General features: G+C 40.5%; 16 protein-coding genes. All 16 read right to left on the reverse strand.

The genetic code is table 11. The annotated features are described in order from the left end of the window. Nucleotides 1–161: 161 nt before the first annotated feature. The 16 genes from ABE099_RS08380 to aroC all read right to left on the reverse strand — a co-directional run bounded on the left by ABE099_RS08380 (nucleotide 162) and on the right by aroC (nucleotide 19,272). On the reverse strand, nucleotides 162–2,825 hold the full coding sequence (locus ABE099_RS08380) for a discoidin domain-containing protein (RefSeq protein ID WP_430029235.1): 2,664 nt from the start codon (nucleotides 2,823–2,825) through the stop codon (nucleotides 162–164). A 370-nt stretch (nucleotides 2,826–3,195) separates the two neighbouring features. Next, nucleotides 3,196–3,876 (reverse strand): ABC transporter ATP-binding protein, encoded by a 681-nt coding sequence (locus tag ABE099_RS08385; RefSeq protein WP_430029237.1) that lies wholly within the window; start codon nucleotides 3,874–3,876, stop codon nucleotides 3,196–3,198. Further along, nucleotides 3,873–5,006, reverse strand: a complete 1,134-nt coding sequence (locus ABE099_RS08390; protein ID WP_430029239.1) for an ABC transporter permease — start codon at nucleotides 5,004–5,006, stop codon at nucleotides 3,873–3,875. The genes ABE099_RS08385 and ABE099_RS08390 overlap by 4 nt, the downstream gene beginning before the upstream one ends. A gap of 293 nt (nucleotides 5,007–5,299) precedes the next feature. Beyond that, a complete protein-coding gene (locus ABE099_RS08395; RefSeq protein WP_430029241.1) occupies nucleotides 5,300–6,700 on the reverse strand; it encodes a sensor histidine kinase in 1,401 nt (466 codons plus the stop codon). Then, the gene (locus ABE099_RS08400; protein ID WP_430029243.1) at nucleotides 6,697–7,374 is read right to left on the reverse strand and encodes a response regulator transcription factor; all 678 of its coding nucleotides are present in this window, start codon (nucleotides 7,372–7,374) and stop codon (nucleotides 6,697–6,699) included. The genes ABE099_RS08395 and ABE099_RS08400 overlap by 4 nt, the downstream gene beginning before the upstream one ends. Before the next feature lie 465 nt (nucleotides 7,375–7,839). Next, nucleotides 7,840–8,934: a prephenate dehydrogenase gene (locus ABE099_RS08405; RefSeq protein ID WP_430029245.1), complete on the reverse strand. Its 1,095-nt coding sequence runs from the start codon at nucleotides 8,932–8,934 to the stop codon at nucleotides 7,840–7,842. A gap of 26 nt (nucleotides 8,935–8,960) precedes the next feature. Continuing rightward, the gene (gene hisC / locus ABE099_RS08410; RefSeq protein WP_430029249.1) at nucleotides 8,961–10,043 is read right to left on the reverse strand and encodes a histidinol-phosphate transaminase; all 1,083 of its coding nucleotides are present in this window, start codon (nucleotides 10,041–10,043) and stop codon (nucleotides 8,961–8,963) included. A 24-nt stretch (nucleotides 10,044–10,067) separates the two neighbouring features. Then, nucleotides 10,068–10,877, reverse strand: a complete 810-nt coding sequence (gene trpA / locus ABE099_RS08415; protein WP_430030539.1) for a tryptophan synthase subunit alpha — start codon at nucleotides 10,875–10,877, stop codon at nucleotides 10,068–10,070. A 7-nt stretch (nucleotides 10,878–10,884) separates the two neighbouring features. Further along, complete coding sequence (gene trpB / locus ABE099_RS08420) at nucleotides 10,885–12,126, reverse strand: tryptophan synthase subunit beta (RefSeq protein ID WP_430029252.1); 1,242 nt, start codon at nucleotides 12,124–12,126, stop codon at nucleotides 10,885–10,887. Continuing rightward, the gene (locus tag ABE099_RS08425) at nucleotides 12,123–12,794 is read right to left on the reverse strand and encodes a phosphoribosylanthranilate isomerase (protein WP_430029254.1); all 672 of its coding nucleotides are present in this window, start codon (nucleotides 12,792–12,794) and stop codon (nucleotides 12,123–12,125) included. Before ABE099_RS08425 ends, trpB begins: the two co-directional genes overlap by 4 nt. Before the next feature lie 20 nt (nucleotides 12,795–12,814). After that, complete coding sequence (gene trpC, locus ABE099_RS08430; protein WP_430029256.1) at nucleotides 12,815–13,600, reverse strand: indole-3-glycerol phosphate synthase TrpC; 786 nt, start codon at nucleotides 13,598–13,600, stop codon at nucleotides 12,815–12,817. After that, the gene (gene trpD / locus ABE099_RS08435) at nucleotides 13,590–14,633 is read right to left on the reverse strand and encodes an anthranilate phosphoribosyltransferase (RefSeq protein ID WP_430029258.1); all 1,044 of its coding nucleotides are present in this window, start codon (nucleotides 14,631–14,633) and stop codon (nucleotides 13,590–13,592) included. The genes trpC and trpD overlap by 11 nt, the downstream gene beginning before the upstream one ends. 15 nt (nucleotides 14,634–14,648) lie before the next feature. After that, nucleotides 14,649–16,208 carry an anthranilate synthase component I gene (gene trpE / locus ABE099_RS08440; RefSeq protein ID WP_430029260.1) on the reverse strand — a complete coding sequence of 520 codons (1,560 nt, stop codon included), beginning with the start codon at nucleotides 16,206–16,208 and terminating at the stop codon, nucleotides 14,649–14,651. 430 nt (nucleotides 16,209–16,638) lie between these two features. After that, complete coding sequence (gene aroH / locus ABE099_RS08445; protein ID WP_430029262.1) at nucleotides 16,639–17,007, reverse strand: chorismate mutase; 369 nt, start codon at nucleotides 17,005–17,007, stop codon at nucleotides 16,639–16,641. Nucleotides 17,008–17,011: 4 nt separating this feature from the next. Beyond that, entirely contained in the window at nucleotides 17,012–18,103 is a 1,092-nt protein-coding gene (gene aroB / locus ABE099_RS08450; protein ID WP_430029264.1) for a 3-dehydroquinate synthase, read from the reverse strand. Continuing rightward, nucleotides 18,103–19,272 carry a chorismate synthase gene (gene aroC, locus ABE099_RS08455; protein ID WP_430029266.1) on the reverse strand — a complete coding sequence of 390 codons (1,170 nt, stop codon included), beginning with the start codon at nucleotides 19,270–19,272 and terminating at the stop codon, nucleotides 18,103–18,105. Before aroC ends, aroB begins: the two co-directional genes overlap by 1 nt. Nucleotides 19,273–19,723: the final 451 nt, after the last annotated feature.

Consider the following 19,723-nt stretch of genomic DNA (forward strand, 5'->3'; position numbering starts at 1 on the left):
ATTTTGTTTTTGTTAAAAATAACGAAAACCGATGAACATTTACTTACCGTAAACGTTCATCGGTTTTTTTGTCTTTAGGCTGGGTTTTGTCCCAGTCTCTTTAACTTACACTTTGGAATTCACAAAAAATGTAAAATGTATCGTAATCACTCATAATACACTTATTGACCAAACACCTGCAAACTACGTAATGAAATCGTCTCCTCATCATGGCTGACTACTCGTACATAACGAGCATTCAAGCTTAGATTATTAATGTCATTAATACTACGATCGTTATCATTTGTATTATAGATTGTCGTCCAGCTTGTTCCATCATTCGAAACTTGAAGTTGATATGCTGTAGGAGCAAGTTTTCCCCAATCTAACACAATTCTATTCAAATTGCTTTTTGCCTCTAAATCAACCTGTAGCCATTTTGTTTCTTCAGCTGAGCTTGTCCATAATGTAGTCGCATTGCCATCTGTCGCAAAGCTTGCCTTTGTGCTTGCATTTTGGTTAGAGGAAGCAGTTGTTGCTTTTCCTTTAGCTAAATCTGTGCCAAATACTTGCATATTAAATAAGGAATAACCCCATTTTGCATTTACACGCTTCGTAGTATTCAACCGCACATAACGTCCTGTGCCTGACGCCTTAATTTGCTCTACGCCACCTTTACCTGCGCTTGTACTATAGATGTTCTTCCATGTTTTCGCATCATCGGAAACTTGAATCTGATATGCTTTTGCATATGCATTTTGCCAATTCAACTGTAACCCCTCGATACGATAAGTTTGCCCTAAATCCACTTGTACCCACTGTTTATCGCTTTTTTCACTACTCCAACGGGTATTAGCACGTCCATCTGTCACTAATTCCCCAGAGAAGCTTGTCTTTTTCTCGATCGAAGAAGCTTTAGCTGCTTTCCCTAAAGCAAGGTCAGGCGAGCTGCCATAAGCCTGCAGTTCATAAATAGAATAACCTAGCTTAGAATCAGCAGGCACCAGACCTGTTATTCTGATATAACGTCCTTTTGAAGCTAACCCTTGAATTTTCTCTACTGCACCTGTACCTGCTGTGGTGCTATATACGTTACTCCACGTCTTTCCATCCATTGAAGTCTGAACACGGAAGGATTGAGCATACGCTTGCTCATGCCAACGAATTGCCATCTCATTAATATCGTAAACTCCACCTAAATCAGCCTGAAGCCATGCTGTTTTTACTGGACCACTGCTCCAACGCGTATTGTATCCTTCCCCATCCATCGCTTTATCTGCGGTAAGTAGTTTACTTTCATTCTTGGATGAAGTCGCTTTTTTATTTAACACAAGATTATTGTTGGAAACGAAACCGTTATCCCCAGTATATCCAGGTGCATTACCTACAGCCCCAATCACTGGCATAAAGGCAGTATAAGTTGGGGTTAACAGCGGTGATCCCCAGTTTTTTTGAGCGATAATACGCATCGTTGATTCAGTCCCTAACACAACCTGTTCAGGTGTTTCCGCGTCAGGGAAATCAGCCCACACCTGCAAGCTAGAGCCAAGAAACTGAGGGTGACGCTCCTTTAATTTCGTTCCATCTCTAAACGTTGTTGGCGTAAAACCTTCATACACTGCTTTATTATCTGGTCTTGATTGTAGCATTCCCATTACATAATAGGTCGCCTTTGAATTGGCATTAATTAAAGTGTAGCCACGTTCAATAAGCTCAAGTGGAGACAAATATTTATTAGTCCAATGTTGTACTTGAATTTGTGTGTTTACTGGAGTGATCTTGCTATCCTGTAAGCCGTCATTCCAAATTCTTGTCGTTTTTCCTGCCTTTTGAATAATATCATCTGCCCAATTAATAAATCCAAGAAACGTATCTCTTGGCTCTGCATTTGCACCATAATGGTTAATAGCATAATCATGCATTTGCGGATATTGTGCATATTTATCATCACGCAAATATTCATCTGCGCCAATGTGGAAATAAGGGCCAGGGAATAGGGCTAAATACTCCTCTAAAATTTCTTGTAGCAAGGTATAAGATTCATCTAAAGAAAGATCGATATAGTCGCTTTTCTTTGCACCATTTATATCAGTTAACTGTAGATCTGGATGTTGGGATAAAATTTGTCCCATATGGCCTGGCATATCGATTTCTGGAATAATCGTAATGTTGTATTGTGCTGCAAATTCAATTAATTCCTTTACTTGTTCCTTCGTTAAAAAGCCATCTTTGGACACAATTTCAGGGTGCCGATCTGATTCGATTCTAAAACCTTCATTATCGGAAAAATGCATATGGAAATAATTGTATTTTAGATATGAAATTTCTCTTATTGTATTTTTTAAAAAGTCCATTGAATAAAATTTACGTCCATTATCTAACATAAAGGTGCGCTCTGGATAAACTGCCCAGTCCTTAGCAGTTCCATGTGGAATTACCCAGCTTTGCTTTAATAGTTGCAATAAAGTACGAGTGCCATAAAAAACGCCAGAAGAGTTTTGTCCATTAATTTCAATGGTATCTGATACCACCATATTATAACCATCATGAACAAATTGGGCTTCGTCTGCACCCATTGTCAAAATAATATCACCTTTTTGTCCTTTGCTACCTTTAATGACCGGAATTTCAAGTCCAGTTAATGCACGTAAGTCTTGTGTAAGCGTTGTTGCAATTGGGGATAACTGATCGGCGTAACGTTCCTGTACTACAATTCTTACATTAGAGTTAAATTCATAATGCCCTACTACACTACTCCAGCTTTGAATAGCTGGGATCGTATTAAGTGTCGTATTTGTCGTCATATTACTTACATTTTCGACTTCACTGTCAGCACTTGCTGACAAAGGCATCCCCCAAATTAGTAACGTAAAAGCTAATAAAATTTTAAAACAATGTTGCGTCTTCAAAAACCTCATAAATTATACCTCTCCAATTCGTAAGTCTTTTTGCTTAAAAGTAGCATACTACAGCTTAAAATCCTTAATCTTCCTTACATTGTATTGTTTCATACAACACAATCTTCGACAACCCCTTTGAGCAAACTAAAGGAAAAAGACAGCATCCTAGTGATATTTTTCATACGCATTTTTTTGTCTATAGTTGCGGTTTTTGACGATGAAAATATATGCTTACATCAAAATCACAAAAAGGTACCCCCAACGCAATCTCTTCATTACGTTTAGGATACCTAGAATAAAAATTAATCTTTTAAACTTAACCTTGATCTATAAGCTTACCATCCTTCAAATAAAGCACACGATGACACCATTCTAGCATTCGCTCATCATGCGTCACCATCACTGCGGCTTTGCCTTCTAACTGAACCTCATCCGCAATCATTTTCACGACTTCTCTTCCTCTTGTATAATCCAAGCTTGCAGTAGGCTCATCAGCTAACAATATTGCTGGGTTATTCATCCATGCTCTTGCAATCGCAACCCGTTGCTTTTCACCACCAGATAACTTCTCTGGGTAATAATTCCGCCGCTCCCACATGCCTAAACGAGTCAGCAACTCCTGTGAACGTTGCTTCGCGATAGCTTGCTCCGTTCCTGCCAGCTTAGCAACAAATAGTAGCTGCTCTTCTACCTTTAAATAAGGAATCAGATGTGCGCTCTGAAACATAAAGCCAATTTTATGAAGTCGCAAATCAGATAACTGTTGCTTTGTTTTTAAGCCTATTGCTTCACCATCAATTTTAATCTCTCCACTCGTTGGTGTCACCAATGCACCCGCAGTTGATAAAAAGGTGCTTTTGCCTGAACCTGAAGGACCTAATACTGCGACAAACTCACCTTCCCGCACCTCAAGCTCTAAGCCAGCTAACACGGATAATGTACTGTCACCATCACCATAGCTTTTAGTCACTCCGCTCATTTTCAGCTTTATACTCATCCTTGTCCGCCTCCAATCGCAACCAATGCATCAATTTTTGCTACTCTGAATACCGACACTACTGCACCTAACAAGGACATGACTAATAACAATACACAGCTCGTCCCTACGGCATTAGCGTCTAAATTAAATGGCATCGTGGATGGCAAAATAAGCGTAATGCCCCAAATAAGAAATAGACTTACCATTAAGCTAAGCAACGATAATATAAACACTTGCCCGAGCACACTTCGTGCTAAATAGGAGGTTTTGGTACCCATCGCTTTTAGAATGCCAAACTGGCTACTTTTTTGCATCGTAATGACATAGAAGAAAACCGCTAAAACTAACGCTCCAATGACGTATAAGAAGGCTATCATCATCGTTAATGACTTTTGCTCACCTGCATACCCAGGAATATTTGCAATCGCTTGTTTTTGAGTAATGATTTCCTGCCCTTTAAGCTTCGTATTAAGTTGCTCCGCTTGCTCCTTATCGATGTCTAAAGCAAATACGTTATACAAAGGTGTCTCTGCTAAAGACTTTTGTCCATTTGATCCCTTCATCAGCTTCCAATCCGAAAAGGAAACAAAGACGACAGGCATATGACTATACGATTGATTTTTAGTGTAGCCCACAATGGTAAAGGTTCGTCCTGACATTTGATCTGTAATTTGACTTCCAAGTGTTAAGCCTTCATTTGCTAGCTTACTATCCACTATCACTTCTCCACTTATTCCCTCTCCATCCCCTGCTCCGTCGTTAGGGATACGACCTTCTGTTACTTTAGGTGCCAAAGCCCCTTTCATATCAATTGCAAAAAAGGTAACATCCTGCTTACGATTTAACTGTTCGACTGTAACCGTGCTGGTTTGAACCCCAAGCGGAGATACCTTATCTTTTCCAATCAAGTCTTGTATTTGCTGTAAATCCTTTTCACCTAGTTGTGATCTTCTAAAAGTTTGATCAGCATCATCTTGAATAGAATAGTAGTGTGTAGGAAATTGCTCTAACGCAGACGTATTCGCATAAGACAAGCCCTTAGCTAAACCTGTCACAAATAGCACTAAAAAGGATACTAGAAACATAATCGTAAAAATAAATACATACTTCATTTTCGAATGCCTTATTTCTCGCCAGGCAAGAAACATAAAAATCCCCTCCTTCTGTATAATCACAGTGTAAGAGGGGTGTATGAACGGAATATGAATAATCAATTACAAATGCAACTCTATTATAATTAGTACTTGCCAACGACAGGAGGCTGGTAGCTACGATCCAGAGCGTTCTTGCGATTGTTGTTAAAATCAACTTCCTATTATTGAAGTATTTTTATGGATGGAAGTAAATTTTAAGAGATAATCTTCAGAATCGCTCTGTCTCTTCGCTAGTTTGGGCCCAGCTGTCAAGTACTAATTTCAAGGTAAAAAAATACATGTGTGAACTATAATTGAGTTAACAGAAGGGTTGGCAAGGTAACAATAAAAGTAGTCCCTTCTCCTTCTTTACTCCTTACCTCAACTGTCCCTTGATGAAGATGGACAATTTTTTGTACAATAGCTAACCCTAGACCTGTACTGTTATCTTCATTACCTTCACGAGAGCGAACCTGATCTACTTTATAAAAGCGATCAAAAATATGAGCAAGATGTTCTTTTCCGATCCCTTGACCGTTATCCGTGACCTTGATTACATATTTTTCATGCTCTACCATTGCTAATACTGCGATTTCGCCTCCATGAGGAGTGTATTTGATCGCATTACTAATTAGGTTCATCCACACCTGGTACAATAGCTCTTGATCACCTTGAATATGCAATTCAGGCACACTTAGCTTAATCGCTAGCTCTTTTTGTGTAAGCTTCCATTCTAGCACTTGAATCACCGCTCTAAGCTGAGCACGCAAATCATAGTTTTCAATACGTAATGCCTCCCCAGCATGATCTAATGAGGATAACGTTAGCAATTGCTTACTTAACATAGAAAGCCGTTTACTTTCATCCTCGATAATAGATAAATAATGCTGCTGTTGCTCACTACTTAGTGTATTGTCCTTTAACGTATGCGCAAAACCTTGAATCGAGGTGAGTGGGGATTCGATCTCATGCGACACATTTGCTACAAACTCCTGTTTTGCCTTATCACTTCGTCCCAACTCTTGACTCATACGGTTAAACTGGTGTGCAAGTTGTCCAATTTCATCTCGTCTTCGTGTTTCAACCTTCACATTAAACCTGCCTTTGGCAATATCCTGTGTCGCTTTAGACAAGCGTGTAATTGGTCTAACAATATGCAGAGTAATAATCATAACAAACAGTAAGCTAAATAGGATCGCAAGTCCTAGCAACATCGCAAAAAAGATCCTGAGCTCCCCGAATTGCACCTCCGCATCTGGGCGTATAAACATCGCATACGACTCGTCACTGATCTTAACAGGCACACCAATTGAATTAACTAGCTCATTATCAAAAAAACCTGTAATTAGTGCATTTTTAGAATAATTACCTACACCATGATACGTTTCACCTGCTAAAACATTATTAATTACATCTTTATCTAAATTGTAATTGCGAAATTGATGACCATAAAACTGTTCGTTTCCATTTTCATCAACCATATAAATTTTGTAGCCTAGCTTACCTACACTGTTTAAATAATCAGCGATCCCCTTTTGATGGCCTTCAATAAAAGCACGCATCTCATTGGCCATCCCTGTCAGCTTAATATCATTTTGTGGTTTTATTTTCCACTGATAATACGCATTTGAGGCTAAAAAGGACAACACACAGCTAATCGCTATGACGACGGTAAAGGCAATACACATTCTAAAATATAAAGATTTCATGACTTCACCAAATCGAGCTTATAGCCAATCCCTCTCACCGTTCGAATCATAAAGCTGTCTTCATATTGATTAAAGCGACTACGAAGGCGTTTAATATGCACATCGACTGTCCGCTCATCTCCTTCATAATCAGCGCCCCACACGAGCTCAATAAGTTCACTACGCGCAAATAATCTACCCGGGTAACAAGCAAGCTGGACTAGTAGCTCAAATTCCTTTGTAGGCAACAATAGCATATTAGCCCCATCACTTACCTCATAATTTTTGCGGTCAATCACAACCTGATTTAACACAATTTTGTCCTGTGAAGGCACGAGATATCTCCGAAATAATGCCTTTATACGAAATAGCAATTCTTCCGGCTCAAATGGCTTTGTTAAATAGTCATCCGTTCCCCTTAAATAACCTTGCTCCTTATCACTTAGCGCATCCCGTGCCGTCAGCAATATAATTGGAATATCATATGTATCTCGAATATGCTGACATAACTCCAATCCATCCACATAAGGCATCATCACATCAAGCACTGCAAGGTCAATCATCATTGCCTTCATTTTAGTCAGTGCTTCTTGTCCATCCTTTGCTTCGATTACTAAATAACCTTCCTCCATCAAAACATGGCGAAGCAAGGTACGAATATGTGTATCATCATCAGCAATTAATATTGTTTTCATCGTGACTCCTCCTTGCTCATTTTAATATAACATGGGAGTATGAAAAGAACATAGTTCTTCCTTTTTTCTGGAAATGTAAGCGCTAATAAAAATGTGTTGACATAATGGAAGCGTATACATATAATAAAAGTACAGTATGGTTTCTCTCCACTCCTATCCAAAATAATAGTTACTCTAAGATGAGTAGCAGATCGCCAATTGGCGGTCTTTTTTTTGTGCAATGAAATTAGGTTTATCTTTTAAATTAATGGTTGACAACATCCCAAACTAGCGAAGGGACAGAGGGATTCTGGAGAAGTGGAACGTTCGTCTTTAAAAACAGCTTCTTACCCCTAACTTCAATTAAAAGAAGCTGGTTTTAACAACGATCGGAAGAACCCTCTGTCTCGTAGCTTCCACCCTTTATTGTCAACCACTAATTTAAGTAAACACAAAAAAAGAGGGGATCATCTCCCCTCTTTCCTTTTACACATGCACCGCATAACCTAACGTATGTAAGTGCTGCTTTGCTCGCTTCATTTGTTCTTCGTTACGGAACGATAAACGCATAATGCCCGGTACATCCTCACGACTTTCAATAATTTGAATATTGCTAAGGTTAATTTTCTTATCCCCTAGCTCTGTCGTAATTTGCCCTATAATACCCGGATGGTCGGGTACGTCAATATAAATATCAAATAAGGAGGTAATAACCCCTTTACGCCGTTCAGGTAGTTCATTACGGAAAACATTAGCTTCCCCAAAGGCAACTTCAATCCCTTGTCCATCCTCTTGCTCTAGCAGGCTAACAAAATGCTCAATTTCCTTATTCCAATCCTGTAACAAGGTCAACAACACATCACGATTGCTCAGCAAGATGTCACGCCATACAATGGGATCGCTAGACGCAATTCTTGTAATATCTCGGAAGCCACCTGCCGCTAAACGCTGGTATAGATCTTGCTTTTCGTTATAACCACGAATCTGATTCACTAAAGCAACGGCAATAATATGTGGAAGGTGACTAATTGCACCCACAATTTCATCATGAAGTGCTGGATCAACGCGTACAATTTGCGCTTTTGTATGCTGAAGCAGATTTTCTAAGCGTGTATACATTTCCTCAGGCACATCTGCGGAAGGTGTCAACACATAATACGCATTTTCAAATAGCAAAGAAGAAGCAGCTTCTACCCCTGAGCGCTCAGAACCAGCCATTGGGTGTCCCCCAATAAAATGAATGCCTGGCTTCGCACATTTGGCAGCAGATTTTGCTACACCTGCTTTGGTGCTCCCTACATCGGTAATAATACAATTTTGTTTTAAAGGTAGTGCTGTTAGTTTTTCAAGGTATTCATCTAGTTTCCCGACTGGGACACATAAAAAAATAAAATCAGCATCGCATGCCGCCTCTTCCATAGACAGCGTTGCAACATCAACAACATCACGCTCTTTGATTTTCGCTAATGACTCAGGTCGATGACTATGTCCGATTACGGTGATTCCAGGTTTTCCTTTTAGCGTAAGCGCTAAGGAGCCGCCAATCAAACCAACCCCAAAAATTGCAACTTTGATTGTCATAACATTCACCAATTTCTATTTATTCATTATTGTGCAAGTGCATGCTTTAATGCCGCAATAAATTTTTCGTTTTGCTCAGGTGTACCTACACTCACCCGAATATAGTTCGGATATTTACCGAAGCCTGCACGAATAATGATGCCTTGCTTAAGCAAGCTTTGAAACATCTCCAGACCAGAGGATTTAATATTGACAAAAATAAAGTTCCCATTTGCAGGGTAATATTCCAACCCTAATTCATCAAATTGCCCATATAAGTACTCAATACCTTGCTGATTTTTAGTTCTGCAGCTTTCAACAAAATCATAGTCAGTTAATGCTGCTTTTGCAGCTGCTTGAGCAATACGTGAAGTATTAAACGGCTCCCGCACCTGATTAATATAAGTGATACTTTGAGCGTTAGCCACAGCATAACCAATCCGCAATGATGCTAGTCCATATATTTTAGAAAATGTACGTAACACAACAAGGTTAGGATATTGGTTTAGCAGTGAAACCCCATCGCTATAATTTTCGTCTGTAACAAACTCACAATAAGCCTCATCTAAAACTACTAGCACATGTGCAGGCACTTGATTTAAGAAAGATATGAGGTTATCATGCTCCACAATCGTTCCTGTTGGGTTGTTAGGGTTACAAATCCAAATAATTTTTGTATGATCCGTAACTGCTGCTAACATCGCATCAAGATCGTGCACACCATCCTTCAGCGGAACCTCAATGCTAACTCCACCTTCAATATCAACATTTGATTTGTATACAGAGAAGGTTTGATCAGCCATAATACTTTCATCCTTCGGCAAAATAAAAGCACGCGTAATTAAAGCAATAACTTCATCTGAGCCACAACCAAAAATGATTTGATTGTGCTCTACACCAAGGTGCTCTGCTAACACTGCTGTCAGTTCAGCCGAGCTACCATCTGGATACATACTTAACTGAGACAACTCCGCTTGGATCGCCTCTGCGACTAAGCTAGAGCTACCATACGGGTTTTCATTGGAGGCAAGCTTAATCACCTCATCTAGTCCAAGTTCTTTTTTTACTTCTTCAATCGGTTTCCCAGGTTGGTATACGGGTAAATCTACAATATGTGGTTTGGGTCTCATTCCTTCTCCCCCTGCGTAATTAATTTATGCTTTTAATTGTGACACAAAGTTTTTAATTTGCAATAAGCCCTCTGCTTTTGTACTGTCTTCAAATAAAAGTGGAATACTTTCTTCAATTGTCCGAACGATGGCGCTACCTACGACAACGGCATCACACCACTGTGAAAATTGCTCCACCTGCTCCTTCGATGAAATGCCAAAGCCCACTGCAACAGGAAGGGAAGTAATCGCCTTCACATCATTGATAAAGCTCTGAACACCATCAAAAAAGCTAGCTCTTTCTCCTGTAACCCCAAGTGAAGATACACAATAAATAAATCCTCTTGCACGACTTAAAATCGCAGCGATTCTTTCATTAGAGGTTGGTGCAACAAGCGGAATAAGATAGACATTAGCTTGATCTGCTAATTTCAATATTTGCTCTGATTCTTCAAACGGAAGATCTGGAATAATAAGTCCACTAATACCTGCCTCTTGAACAGCGCTAAAAAATTGTGGCAACGATGCATATTGTAAAACGGGATTAAAATAAGTAAACAGAACAAACGGTAATTTAACCCCTCTTGCTCGTGCCGCCTTTGCAGTCTGGATACAAGTATCAATTGTAATCTCGTGTTCAAGCGCCCGTAACGAAGCACGCTGAATGACAGGACCATCTGCAAGCGGATCAGAATAAGGAACACCTAGCTCGATGACATCTGCCCCCGCTTCCTCAAGTGTAGCAATAATATCCACGGTTAATTCAGGATTAGGATCGCCTACTGTAATAAAAGGGACTAATGCTGTTTTATCCGCTGCCTTTAAGGCTGCAAACGTCTCATCTAACAAATTCACTGCCACTTTATTCATGATAGGCTTCTCCTTCCGTATATTGCATAATCGATTCTACGTCCTTATCACCGCGACCAGACAAGCAGATCACAATAATTTGATCTTGATTCATTGTAGGTGCAAGCTTCATTACTTGAGCAACCGCATGTGAAGATTCAAGCGCTGGGATAATGCCTTCTGTACGGCAAAGTAATTGTAGTGCCTCTAACGCCTCTTGGTCTGTAATTGGGTAATATTTTGCTCGTTTTATATCTTTCAAATAGGAATGCTCAGGACCTACACCTGGATAATCTAATCCTGCAGAAATAGAGTGCGCTGGCAATACCTGACCAAATGCATCTTGTAGCAGGTAGCTCATTGAGCCTTGGAAAACACCCTTTGAGCCTTTTGTCATTGTAGCAGCATGATAAGGTGTATCAACGCCTCGTCCCGCCGCTTCAACACCAACAAGCTGGACATCCTCATCCTCAATAAACGGATAAAACATCCCGATTGCATTACTACCTCCACCCACTGCCGCAACGAGCATATTAGGAAGACGGCCTTCCGCTTCTAAAATTTGACGACGCGTTTCATCGCCAATAATGCGCTGGAAGTTGCGAACCATTTTCGGATAAGGATGTGGACCTGTCGCTGAACCTAAAATATAAAAGGTGTCGTGCACGTTGCTGACCCAGTAACGTAATGCCTCATTACAGGCATCCTTTAAAGTTTTTGTGCCTGAAGTAACTGGAATGACCTCAGCACCTAGCAACTTCATCCGAAATACATTAAGCTGCTGACGCTTTGTATCCTCTTCTCCCATAAACACCTTACATTCCATACCAAGCAATGCCGCCACTGTCGCTGTTGCCACACCATGCTGACCTGCGCCAGTTTCTGCAATGACCTTTTGCTTGCCCATTCGTTTCGCTAACAAGCCTTGTCCAAGCGCATTGTTAATTTTGTGTGCACCTGTATGATTTAAATCCTCACGCTTCAAATAAATTTTTGCTCCACCTAAATGATTGGTTAGTCGTTCAGCGTAATACAAAGGATTTTCCCGTCCAGCATATTGCTTTAATAAATATGCAAGCTCTGCTTGAAAATCTGGCTCATCCTTCACCTGCTCATAAGATTGCTCTAACTCAATTAGGGCATTCATTAACGTTTCAGGCACATAACGTCCACCAAAATCACCAAAACGTCCAAACTGATCTGGCATTTCATTTACTTCACCTTTTATTTGATCACTCATATTTACTTGATTCATACTTCCCTCACCCTTTCAACAAATTCAGTTATTTTAGCAACATCCTTCACTCCATCACTCTCTACACCACTAGAAACGTCAACTCCATCTGGTTGCATACTCTGAATTAATTCAGCTACATTGTGATGCGTTAAGCCTCCTGCAATAAATAAAGGAATATTTACTTGCTTTGCCCATATTTGATAAGGCCGAGCGGCTTCCCAAGGAAATACATGCCCAGAGCCTCCAACATATTTAGGATCATAACTGTCTAACAAAAGACCATCAATTACGCCTTCATATCGACTTAATTCAGCACTTAAATCTCTAGCTGAGCCATCCTTATAAATGGATAAGGCTTTGAACACCTTTACACCAAATGACTCTTTGATAAGCCTGCAAAACGCAGGGCTTTCATCTCCATGTAGTTGTACAATATCTAAAGGCGCAAGCGCTAAAATATGTGTCAGTTCTTTCTGAGTTGGGTTTACAAACACGCCCACACTTTGCGGAATAATGTCTGTCTGCCAACTTTTAAGTATCGGTAATAGCAATGCCGCTTGCTCCGCAGTCACCTGCCGTTTACTTTTTGAAAATACAAAACCGATTAAATTTAAGGGTAAGTGTATTATAGATTTTAGCACTTCAACGGATTGAAGTCCACAAATTTTTATGATTGTATTTGCCACAAGTAAGGTCTCCTTTCACACTACGAACCCATTAATTGAGTAATTGCTTTGCCAACATCAGGTTGACGCATAAACGTTTCTCCGATTAAAACCCCATCTGCCCCATGTGCCTCTAAATACTCAATATCTTCCTTCGTTTTTATTCCACTTTCACTAATCAATGTGATCTCGTCTGGAACCTTAGCAGCTAAAAGCTCTGTATGGCTAAGTGAAGTTTCAAAGGTATGCAAATTACGGTTATTGATGCCAATCAGCGTTGCACCACCAATTGCCAATACTCGATCTAGCTCTGCTTCGTCATGCACCTCTAGCAAAACATCTAACGTTAATTCCTTGGCAAGCTGGATGTAATGGCGGATTTGCTCATCACTTAAAATGGCAGCAATGAGTAAAATTGCATCTGCCCCAAGCAACCTTGCCTCGTAAATTTGTAGCTCGCTAATAATGAAATCCTTTCGCAATAAAGGGATATTAACATGCTCTCTAATTTGACTTAAATATTGACCACTACCTTGAAAGTAGGTCTCATCTGTAAGGACAGATAAGCAATCAGCCCCTGCCCGTTCATAGCTTTGTGCTAACTCTATAGGATGGAAATCTTCGCGAATTAATCCTTTGGATGGTGATGCCTTTTTAACTTCTGCAATTAAACCTAACTTCCGCTTGCGTCCTGTCGTTAAGGCTTGGTGGAATCCCCTTGTAGGAGGTAATGCCGCTATTTTTTCTTTTGCTTCATCAATGGAAAGATTCCCCGCCAACTGTCCAACCTCTATTTTTTTTGTTTCAACAATTTTATCAAGATACATAGCTATATTCCCCCGTCGTCTGGATAAGTCGCTGTAATTGGGCTAACGCTTTGCCTGAATCAATTGCATTGGCAGCGATATGAACGCCCTCCTGAATGCTATTAGCTAGTCCAGATACATAAATACATGCACCAGAGTTAGCAAGCACAACATCACGGTAAGCACCACGCTCGCCCTGCAATACACGGTTGATAATTTCTGCATTGGTTGCTGCGTCTCCACCTAGCATATCATGTAAAGAGTACGTTTGTAGACCAAGCTCATCAGGTGTAATGTCATAGGTTGTAATGACCCCATTTCTCAGCTCAGAAACTGTCGTTGGTGCAGAAATGCTAATTTCATCCAGCCCCTCTTGACTTGAAACAACTAAAGCTCGCTTAGAGCCCAACTCCTTTAACACGGTTGCCATCGTTTCTGTTTTACTACGATCATAAATGCCTAACACTTGGCGATCTGCACCAGCAGGGTTAGTTAAAGGACCAAGCATATTAAATACCGTTCTAATCCCTAACTCCTTACGTGGGGCTGCGGCATGCTTCATAGAAGGGTGATAGAGCTGAGCAAAGAGGAAACAGATGTTGATCTCCTCCAGACATTGTGCTGCCTGCTCTGCAGAGAGATGAATATTGACGCCTAACGCTTCTAATACGTCAGCACTGCCTGCACGGCCTGATGCAGAACGATTGCCATGCTTAGCAACACGCACCGATACAGAGGATGACACTAATGCTGCTGTTGTTGAAATGTTAAATTTATGAATACCTGAACCACCTGTGCCACAGGTGTCTAATAATTGAGTAGATTCTGTATGCATTTTACCTGCGAACTGACGCATCACTTCCGCAAAGCCAGTAATTTCATCTACCGTTTCGCCCTTAAAGCGTAATGCCATAAGTAGCCCACCAATTTGTGCGCTTGTTGCTTCCCCATTCATAATGACCTGCATCATGCTTTTTGCCTCTTCACGACTCAAATGCTGACCTGCAAGAAGACGTTCTAATCCACCTTGAATCAAGTTATATGCTGTCGTCATTTCTATCTCTCCCTTCTAAATTTGTGGTGTATAGGAATATAAGTAATCTTGATTAATGATCGGCCGATCTATAGGTGCCTGTGGAAACATAAACTCAGCAATCCGAATTGCCTTTAGCAATGCCTTAGCTTTGTTTACAGATTCTTGGAATTCGGCTTCTGGAACAGAATCCCATACGATACCGCCTCCTGCTTGCACATAGGCATGACCATTTTTAAACACAATCGTACGAATCGTTATACAGGAATCCATATTTCCAGAAAAGCCTAGATAACCAATTGCACCACCATAGGTTCCACGAGATTCACGCTCTAGCTCTGCAATAATTTCGATAGCTCTTAGCTTAGGTGCTCCTGATAACGTTCCTGCTGGCAAGCACGAAATAAATGCATCAAAGAAATCTTTATCGTCTCGAATCTGTCCCGTAACCTTAGATACTAAGTGCATCACATGGGAATACCGTTCCACTTCCATATAGGATTCACATTTTACAGTCCCGAACTTAGATACTCTACCAAGATCATTCCGTCCTAGATCAACTAACATGAGATGCTCAGCTAGTTCCTTTTCATCCTTTAATAAATCCTGTTCATGTGCTTGGTCTTCCTCAACCGTCTCACCGCGTGGACGTGTGCCAGCAATCGGTCTTGTTTCTACGATTCCGTTGTTTACCTTCACTAATGCTTCTGGGGAAGCTCCAACAATAATTTCATCGTCTAGCTTCAAATAATACATATACGGAGAAGGATTTAATGTGCGTAATACACGATAGACATGAAGTGGATCCACTTCAGTTTCTATTTCAAAGCGTTGGGATAAGACCACTTGAAAAATATCACCTGCTGCAATGTATTCCTGCCCACGCTCCACATTTTCAATGAATTTCTCTTTAGAAATGTTAGAGCGAATTTCACCAAGCTCAATATCATGTGGGAATGGGCGATGATTAAAGTTTTCTAAGCTCCGCTCCTGCTCTAGTAGAGCAGACATCCCATCTAATCTTTGCTCAGCTTGCTTATAGGCTTCGGTTATATCTTCATCTGTAGCCCCATCTTGAACATGAATATTAGCTACTAACAGTAATCTTTGCTTCACATGATCAAACACGATCACTTGGTCACAAAACATAAACTGAATATCCTTCATTTGCAGATCATCGACCTGATGTTCCGGTAAGCTTTCATAATATTGAAGTAAATCATAACCAAAATAGCCGATGGCTCCACCTGTAAATGGTGGAAAATCATTGAGCTTCGGACTGCGATACTGACGTAAAATCGCCTTTAATGCCTCAAGTGGCTTGGTTGAAGTCTTTTCCACCTTTCCCTGACGCTCAATGGTAATTTCTCCTTGCTTCGCCGATACCATCATAAAGGGATCCGTTCCAATAAAAGAGTAGCGAGCCCATTGAAATCCTCCCTCCACACTTTCCAATAAAAATGCCTTATCTCTTTTTGCGACTCGTCTAAAAATTGAAATTGGGGTTTCAAGGTCAGCAAGTAACGTACGTACAACTGGGATTAAATTGTACTCCTTCGCTAATGAGATTGTTTCAGACAAAGTTGGGGTTATCATATGGCTCACTTCCTGTTCTATGGATTTGAATAATGGTATACTAATGCACCTTGCTTATATAACAAAAAAACCTCTACGTATCGTAGAGGTTGGTTAAATTCACAGATCATATATAGAAATATAAACGTAGCCCCAAACACACAAGGTTACACTCATAGTTCTGTATGAATTAAGCATAGCATCCTATAACGCCGTGCTTATCTCTAAATAAGGTGATGTTTTCAAACTGCAACATGCCTATATTTAGACTCTGCTCATCTCTTCTCAACTAAACTCTACTCAACTTTTTTACTCGGCTTTACTCTTTTACTCTGCTAAGCCTGCTCGGCTCCAGAATCTCATTCTAATCAAATCTAATAACAATCTCTTCACTACACTATAAAACTTATCAATACTATATCGGAAAGTGTGTGTTTTCGCAACCCCTAAATTAAGATTTACTCAAATCAGGGCGCAGCTTTCTAGCTTCATTTAAATACACATGATTAATTTCACTTTGGCTTTTAGTTGTATTCACATGTAACAATAAACGAATACATTTAGGCAAAGCCCCTTGTACGGGAATTTCTGTTGCACACATTAGAGGGACTAAATCCCATCCATCAAAGGCACGAATTGCACGCGCAGGAAATGCAGCATCCAAATCAGGAGTGACTGTAATCCATACACTTGTGACATCCTCAGCATTTAAATTATTTTCAGCAATAATTTGCTCAAGTAATTTTTCCGTTCCATTTAAAATGTCAGCTTCTTCATTCGCTTGCACTGTGGTTGCACCACGTATTCCTCGATTAAGCATAAGGTTATACCTCCTTTAACTCCGAAATTACTTGGCGCACCTGCTCCACAGTGACATCTGAAACGATCTCAACCTTCCCGATCTCAGTTGGCAAAATAAACACCAATTTATTTTCCTTAAATTTCTTATCATGCATCATCGCAGCTAAAATGCTTTCCTCAGACATATCCGCAGGAATAATGACGGGTAAATCAAAGCACCGTAATTTTGTGACAGTATCCTCGTATAGAGCGCTAGAAGCCCCACGATACTCGGCTAGCTTGGCTGCTGCTGCCATTCCAATCGCAATCGCTTCACCATGCAACAACTGTCCATATCCCGCTGTAGCTTCAAATGCATGTCCTAACGTATGACCTAAATTTAAAATTGCACGCAAGCCTTGCTCTGTTTCGTCACTTCCTACAATCTGTGCTTTAATCTCACAGCCTCTTGTTAATCCGTATTGGATAACATCTGTCTTAAGCTCCAATAGCTCGTCACTGTGTTCCTCGCACCAGTCTGCAAAGGCTTTATCCCAGATCAAGCCATGCTTGATCATTTCAGCTAAGCCTGCCTTAATTTCTCTAGGCGGCAATGTCATTAATGTATCAATGTCATACAGCACCATCGCAGGCTGATGAAATACACCAATCATATTTTTAGCTAAAGGATGATTTACAGCAACCTTGCCACCTACACTACTATCATGTGCCAAAATCGTAGTAGGCATCTGAACAAAGGTAACCCCCCGCATATAGGAAGCAGCAACAAAACCTGCTAAGTCACCAATGACACCCCCGCCTAACGCAACAACAGCTGACTTTCGATCTAATCCACCCTCAATTGCCGCTGTCATGACATCCTCAAACACAGATAGTGATTTAGATTGCTCCCCTGCTGGGACAACTTTTGTCACCACTGTGTAGCCTTGCTTCTCTAAAGACATCACAACGACGTCTAAATAAAGTGGAGCTACATTGTCATCACTTACGATAAGCACAGGACTTTTTTTGCCCAACTGATGTTGTTCAAAATAGCTCCCAGCCTGCGCTAGCAATCCACGCTCAATATAGATCGGATACGAACGTTCTCCTAAATCAACGTATAACGTACCCATTAGTATTGCTCCAATTGAGATAAGTAGTTATTCAGGTTGTTTCTAATCTCTCCAATGGAATCTCCGCCAAACTTTTCAAGGAACGCTTTTGCAACCTCCCAAGCGACTACACTCTCCAAAACTACGCTAGCAGCAGGAACTGCACAGGCATCGGAACGCTCCACTTGCGCTGTAAATACTTCTTTCGTGTCAATATCAATGCTTTGTAACGGCTTATATAACGTTGGGATAGGCTTCATTACGCCACGAACAACGATTGGCATACCGTTCGTAACGCCACCTTCAAACCCACCTAAACGATTAGTTCTACGGTGGTAACCACGTTCCTCATCGTACAAAATTTCATCATGCACTTGAGAGCCTAACATTTCACCAGCCTCAAAGCCGATTCCAATTTCTACGCCTTTAAAGGCATTGATGGACATGACAGCTTGCGCGATTCGACCATCTAGTTTGCGGTCGTATTGGACATAGCTACCTAAACCAACAGGTACACCCTCTACAATACATTCCACAACTCCACCAACTGAATCGCCATCTTTTTTAATCTGATCGATATAAGCTTCCATCTTCTTTTCTGTCTCAGCATCAGCAACTCGAACAGAGGAATTTTCCGTAACTTGGCGTAGCTCATCCAAGCTTAGATTATGCGGAGGTGCTTCTATTTCACCAATCCGTTTAACTTGACCGGCAATTTTAATGCCAAATTGGGAGAGTAGCTGCTTAGCAATCGCACCAACTGCAACACGTACCGCAGTTTCGCGCGCACTAGAGCGCTCTAACACATTTCGTAGATCCTTTAGGTTATACTTAAGACCTCCGTTTAAATCTGCATGACCTGGACGAGGACGATGAACCCGTCTTTTTTCTTCATCTGTGCCCTCTATTGGCTCCACATTCATAATTTTTTGCCAATGCTTCCAGTCGTTATTTTCAACCACAATCGCTACAGGAGCACCCGTTGTGCTACCATGACGTACACCACCAACAATTTGTGCAGTATCCTTTTCAATCTGCATACGGCGGCCTCTGCCATATCCTTTTTGGCGACGTGCTAATTCAAAATTCATTTCTTCAAAATCTAATTTCAAGTTACTTGGTAACCCTTCAATAATAGCAGTCAGCTGGGGACCGTGCGTCTCCCCTGCGGTTAAATAGCGTAAACTCATAAATACGTTCCCCCTTTAAACTGTTACACTGTAAAGAGCTAAAATCTCTTAGTATTTTTTCATTATATTATTAAAGGATACATTCTGTCACGCATATATTCAAGACAAACAGCTTTCGGTTTTATTTAAAGTTACTATTTGTTGTTTTTTCTATTAATAAAATTAGTACCTTCCAACGGCTAGAGGGTGCTAGCTACGATACAGAGAGTTCTTGCGATTGTATTAAAATCATATTCCTTTTTATTGAAGTAAATTATTGGTGGAATTTGATTTTAAAAAACAATCTTCAGAATCTCTCTGTCTCTTCACTAGTTTGCGTTAGCAGTCAAGTACTAATTTCAAGTTGATTCACAAAAAACGAACATACGATCTCATCGACATATAAAATAAAGGCGCATCATCTTCTCCTTAGGATAGATTATGCGCCTTTAATGGTAAACCCGCTCGTCTT

Source organism: Paenibacillus turicensis (genome assembly GCF_050461185.1).
Classification (GTDB): Bacteria; Bacillota; Bacilli; order Paenibacillales; family Paenibacillaceae; genus Fontibacillus; species Fontibacillus turicensis_A.

Coding starts and splice junctions, on each gene's coding strand:
- ABE099_RS08385 (WP_430029237.1), bottom strand. CDS start 3,876: ATGAGTATAAAGCTGAAAATGAGCGGAGTGACTAAAAGCTATGGTGAT.
- ABE099_RS08390 (WP_430029239.1), bottom strand. CDS start 5,006: ATGTTTCTTGCCTGGCGAGAAATAAGGCATTCGAAAATGAAGTATGTA.
- ABE099_RS08395 (WP_430029241.1), bottom strand. CDS start 6,700: ATGAAATCTTTATATTTTAGAATGTGTATTGCCTTTACCGTCGTCATA.
- ABE099_RS08400 (WP_430029243.1), bottom strand. CDS start 7,374: ATGAAAACAATATTAATTGCTGATGATGATACACATATTCGTACCTTG.
- ABE099_RS08405 (WP_430029245.1), bottom strand. CDS start 8,934: ATGACAATCAAAGTTGCAATTTTTGGGGTTGGTTTGATTGGCGGCTCC.
- hisC (WP_430029249.1), bottom strand. CDS start 10,043: ATGAGACCCAAACCACATATTGTAGATTTACCCGTATACCAACCTGGG.
- trpB (WP_430029252.1), bottom strand. CDS start 12,126: ATGAATCAAGTAAATATGAGTGATCAAATAAAAGGTGAAGTAAATGAA.
- trpC (WP_430029256.1), bottom strand. CDS start 13,600: ATGTATCTTGATAAAATTGTTGAAACAAAAAAAATAGAGGTTGGACAG.
- trpD (WP_430029258.1), bottom strand. CDS start 14,633: ATGACGACAGCATATAACTTGATTCAAGGTGGATTAGAACGTCTTCTT.
- trpE (WP_430029260.1), bottom strand. CDS start 16,208: ATGATAACCCCAACTTTGTCTGAAACAATCTCATTAGCGAAGGAGTAC.
- aroH (WP_430029262.1), bottom strand. CDS start 17,007: ATGCTTAATCGAGGAATACGTGGTGCAACCACAGTGCAAGCGAATGAA.
- aroB (WP_430029264.1), bottom strand. CDS start 18,103: ATGGGTACGTTATACGTTGATTTAGGAGAACGTTCGTATCCGATCTAT.
- aroC (WP_430029266.1), bottom strand. CDS start 19,272: ATGAGTTTACGCTATTTAACCGCAGGGGAGACGCACGGTCCCCAGCTG.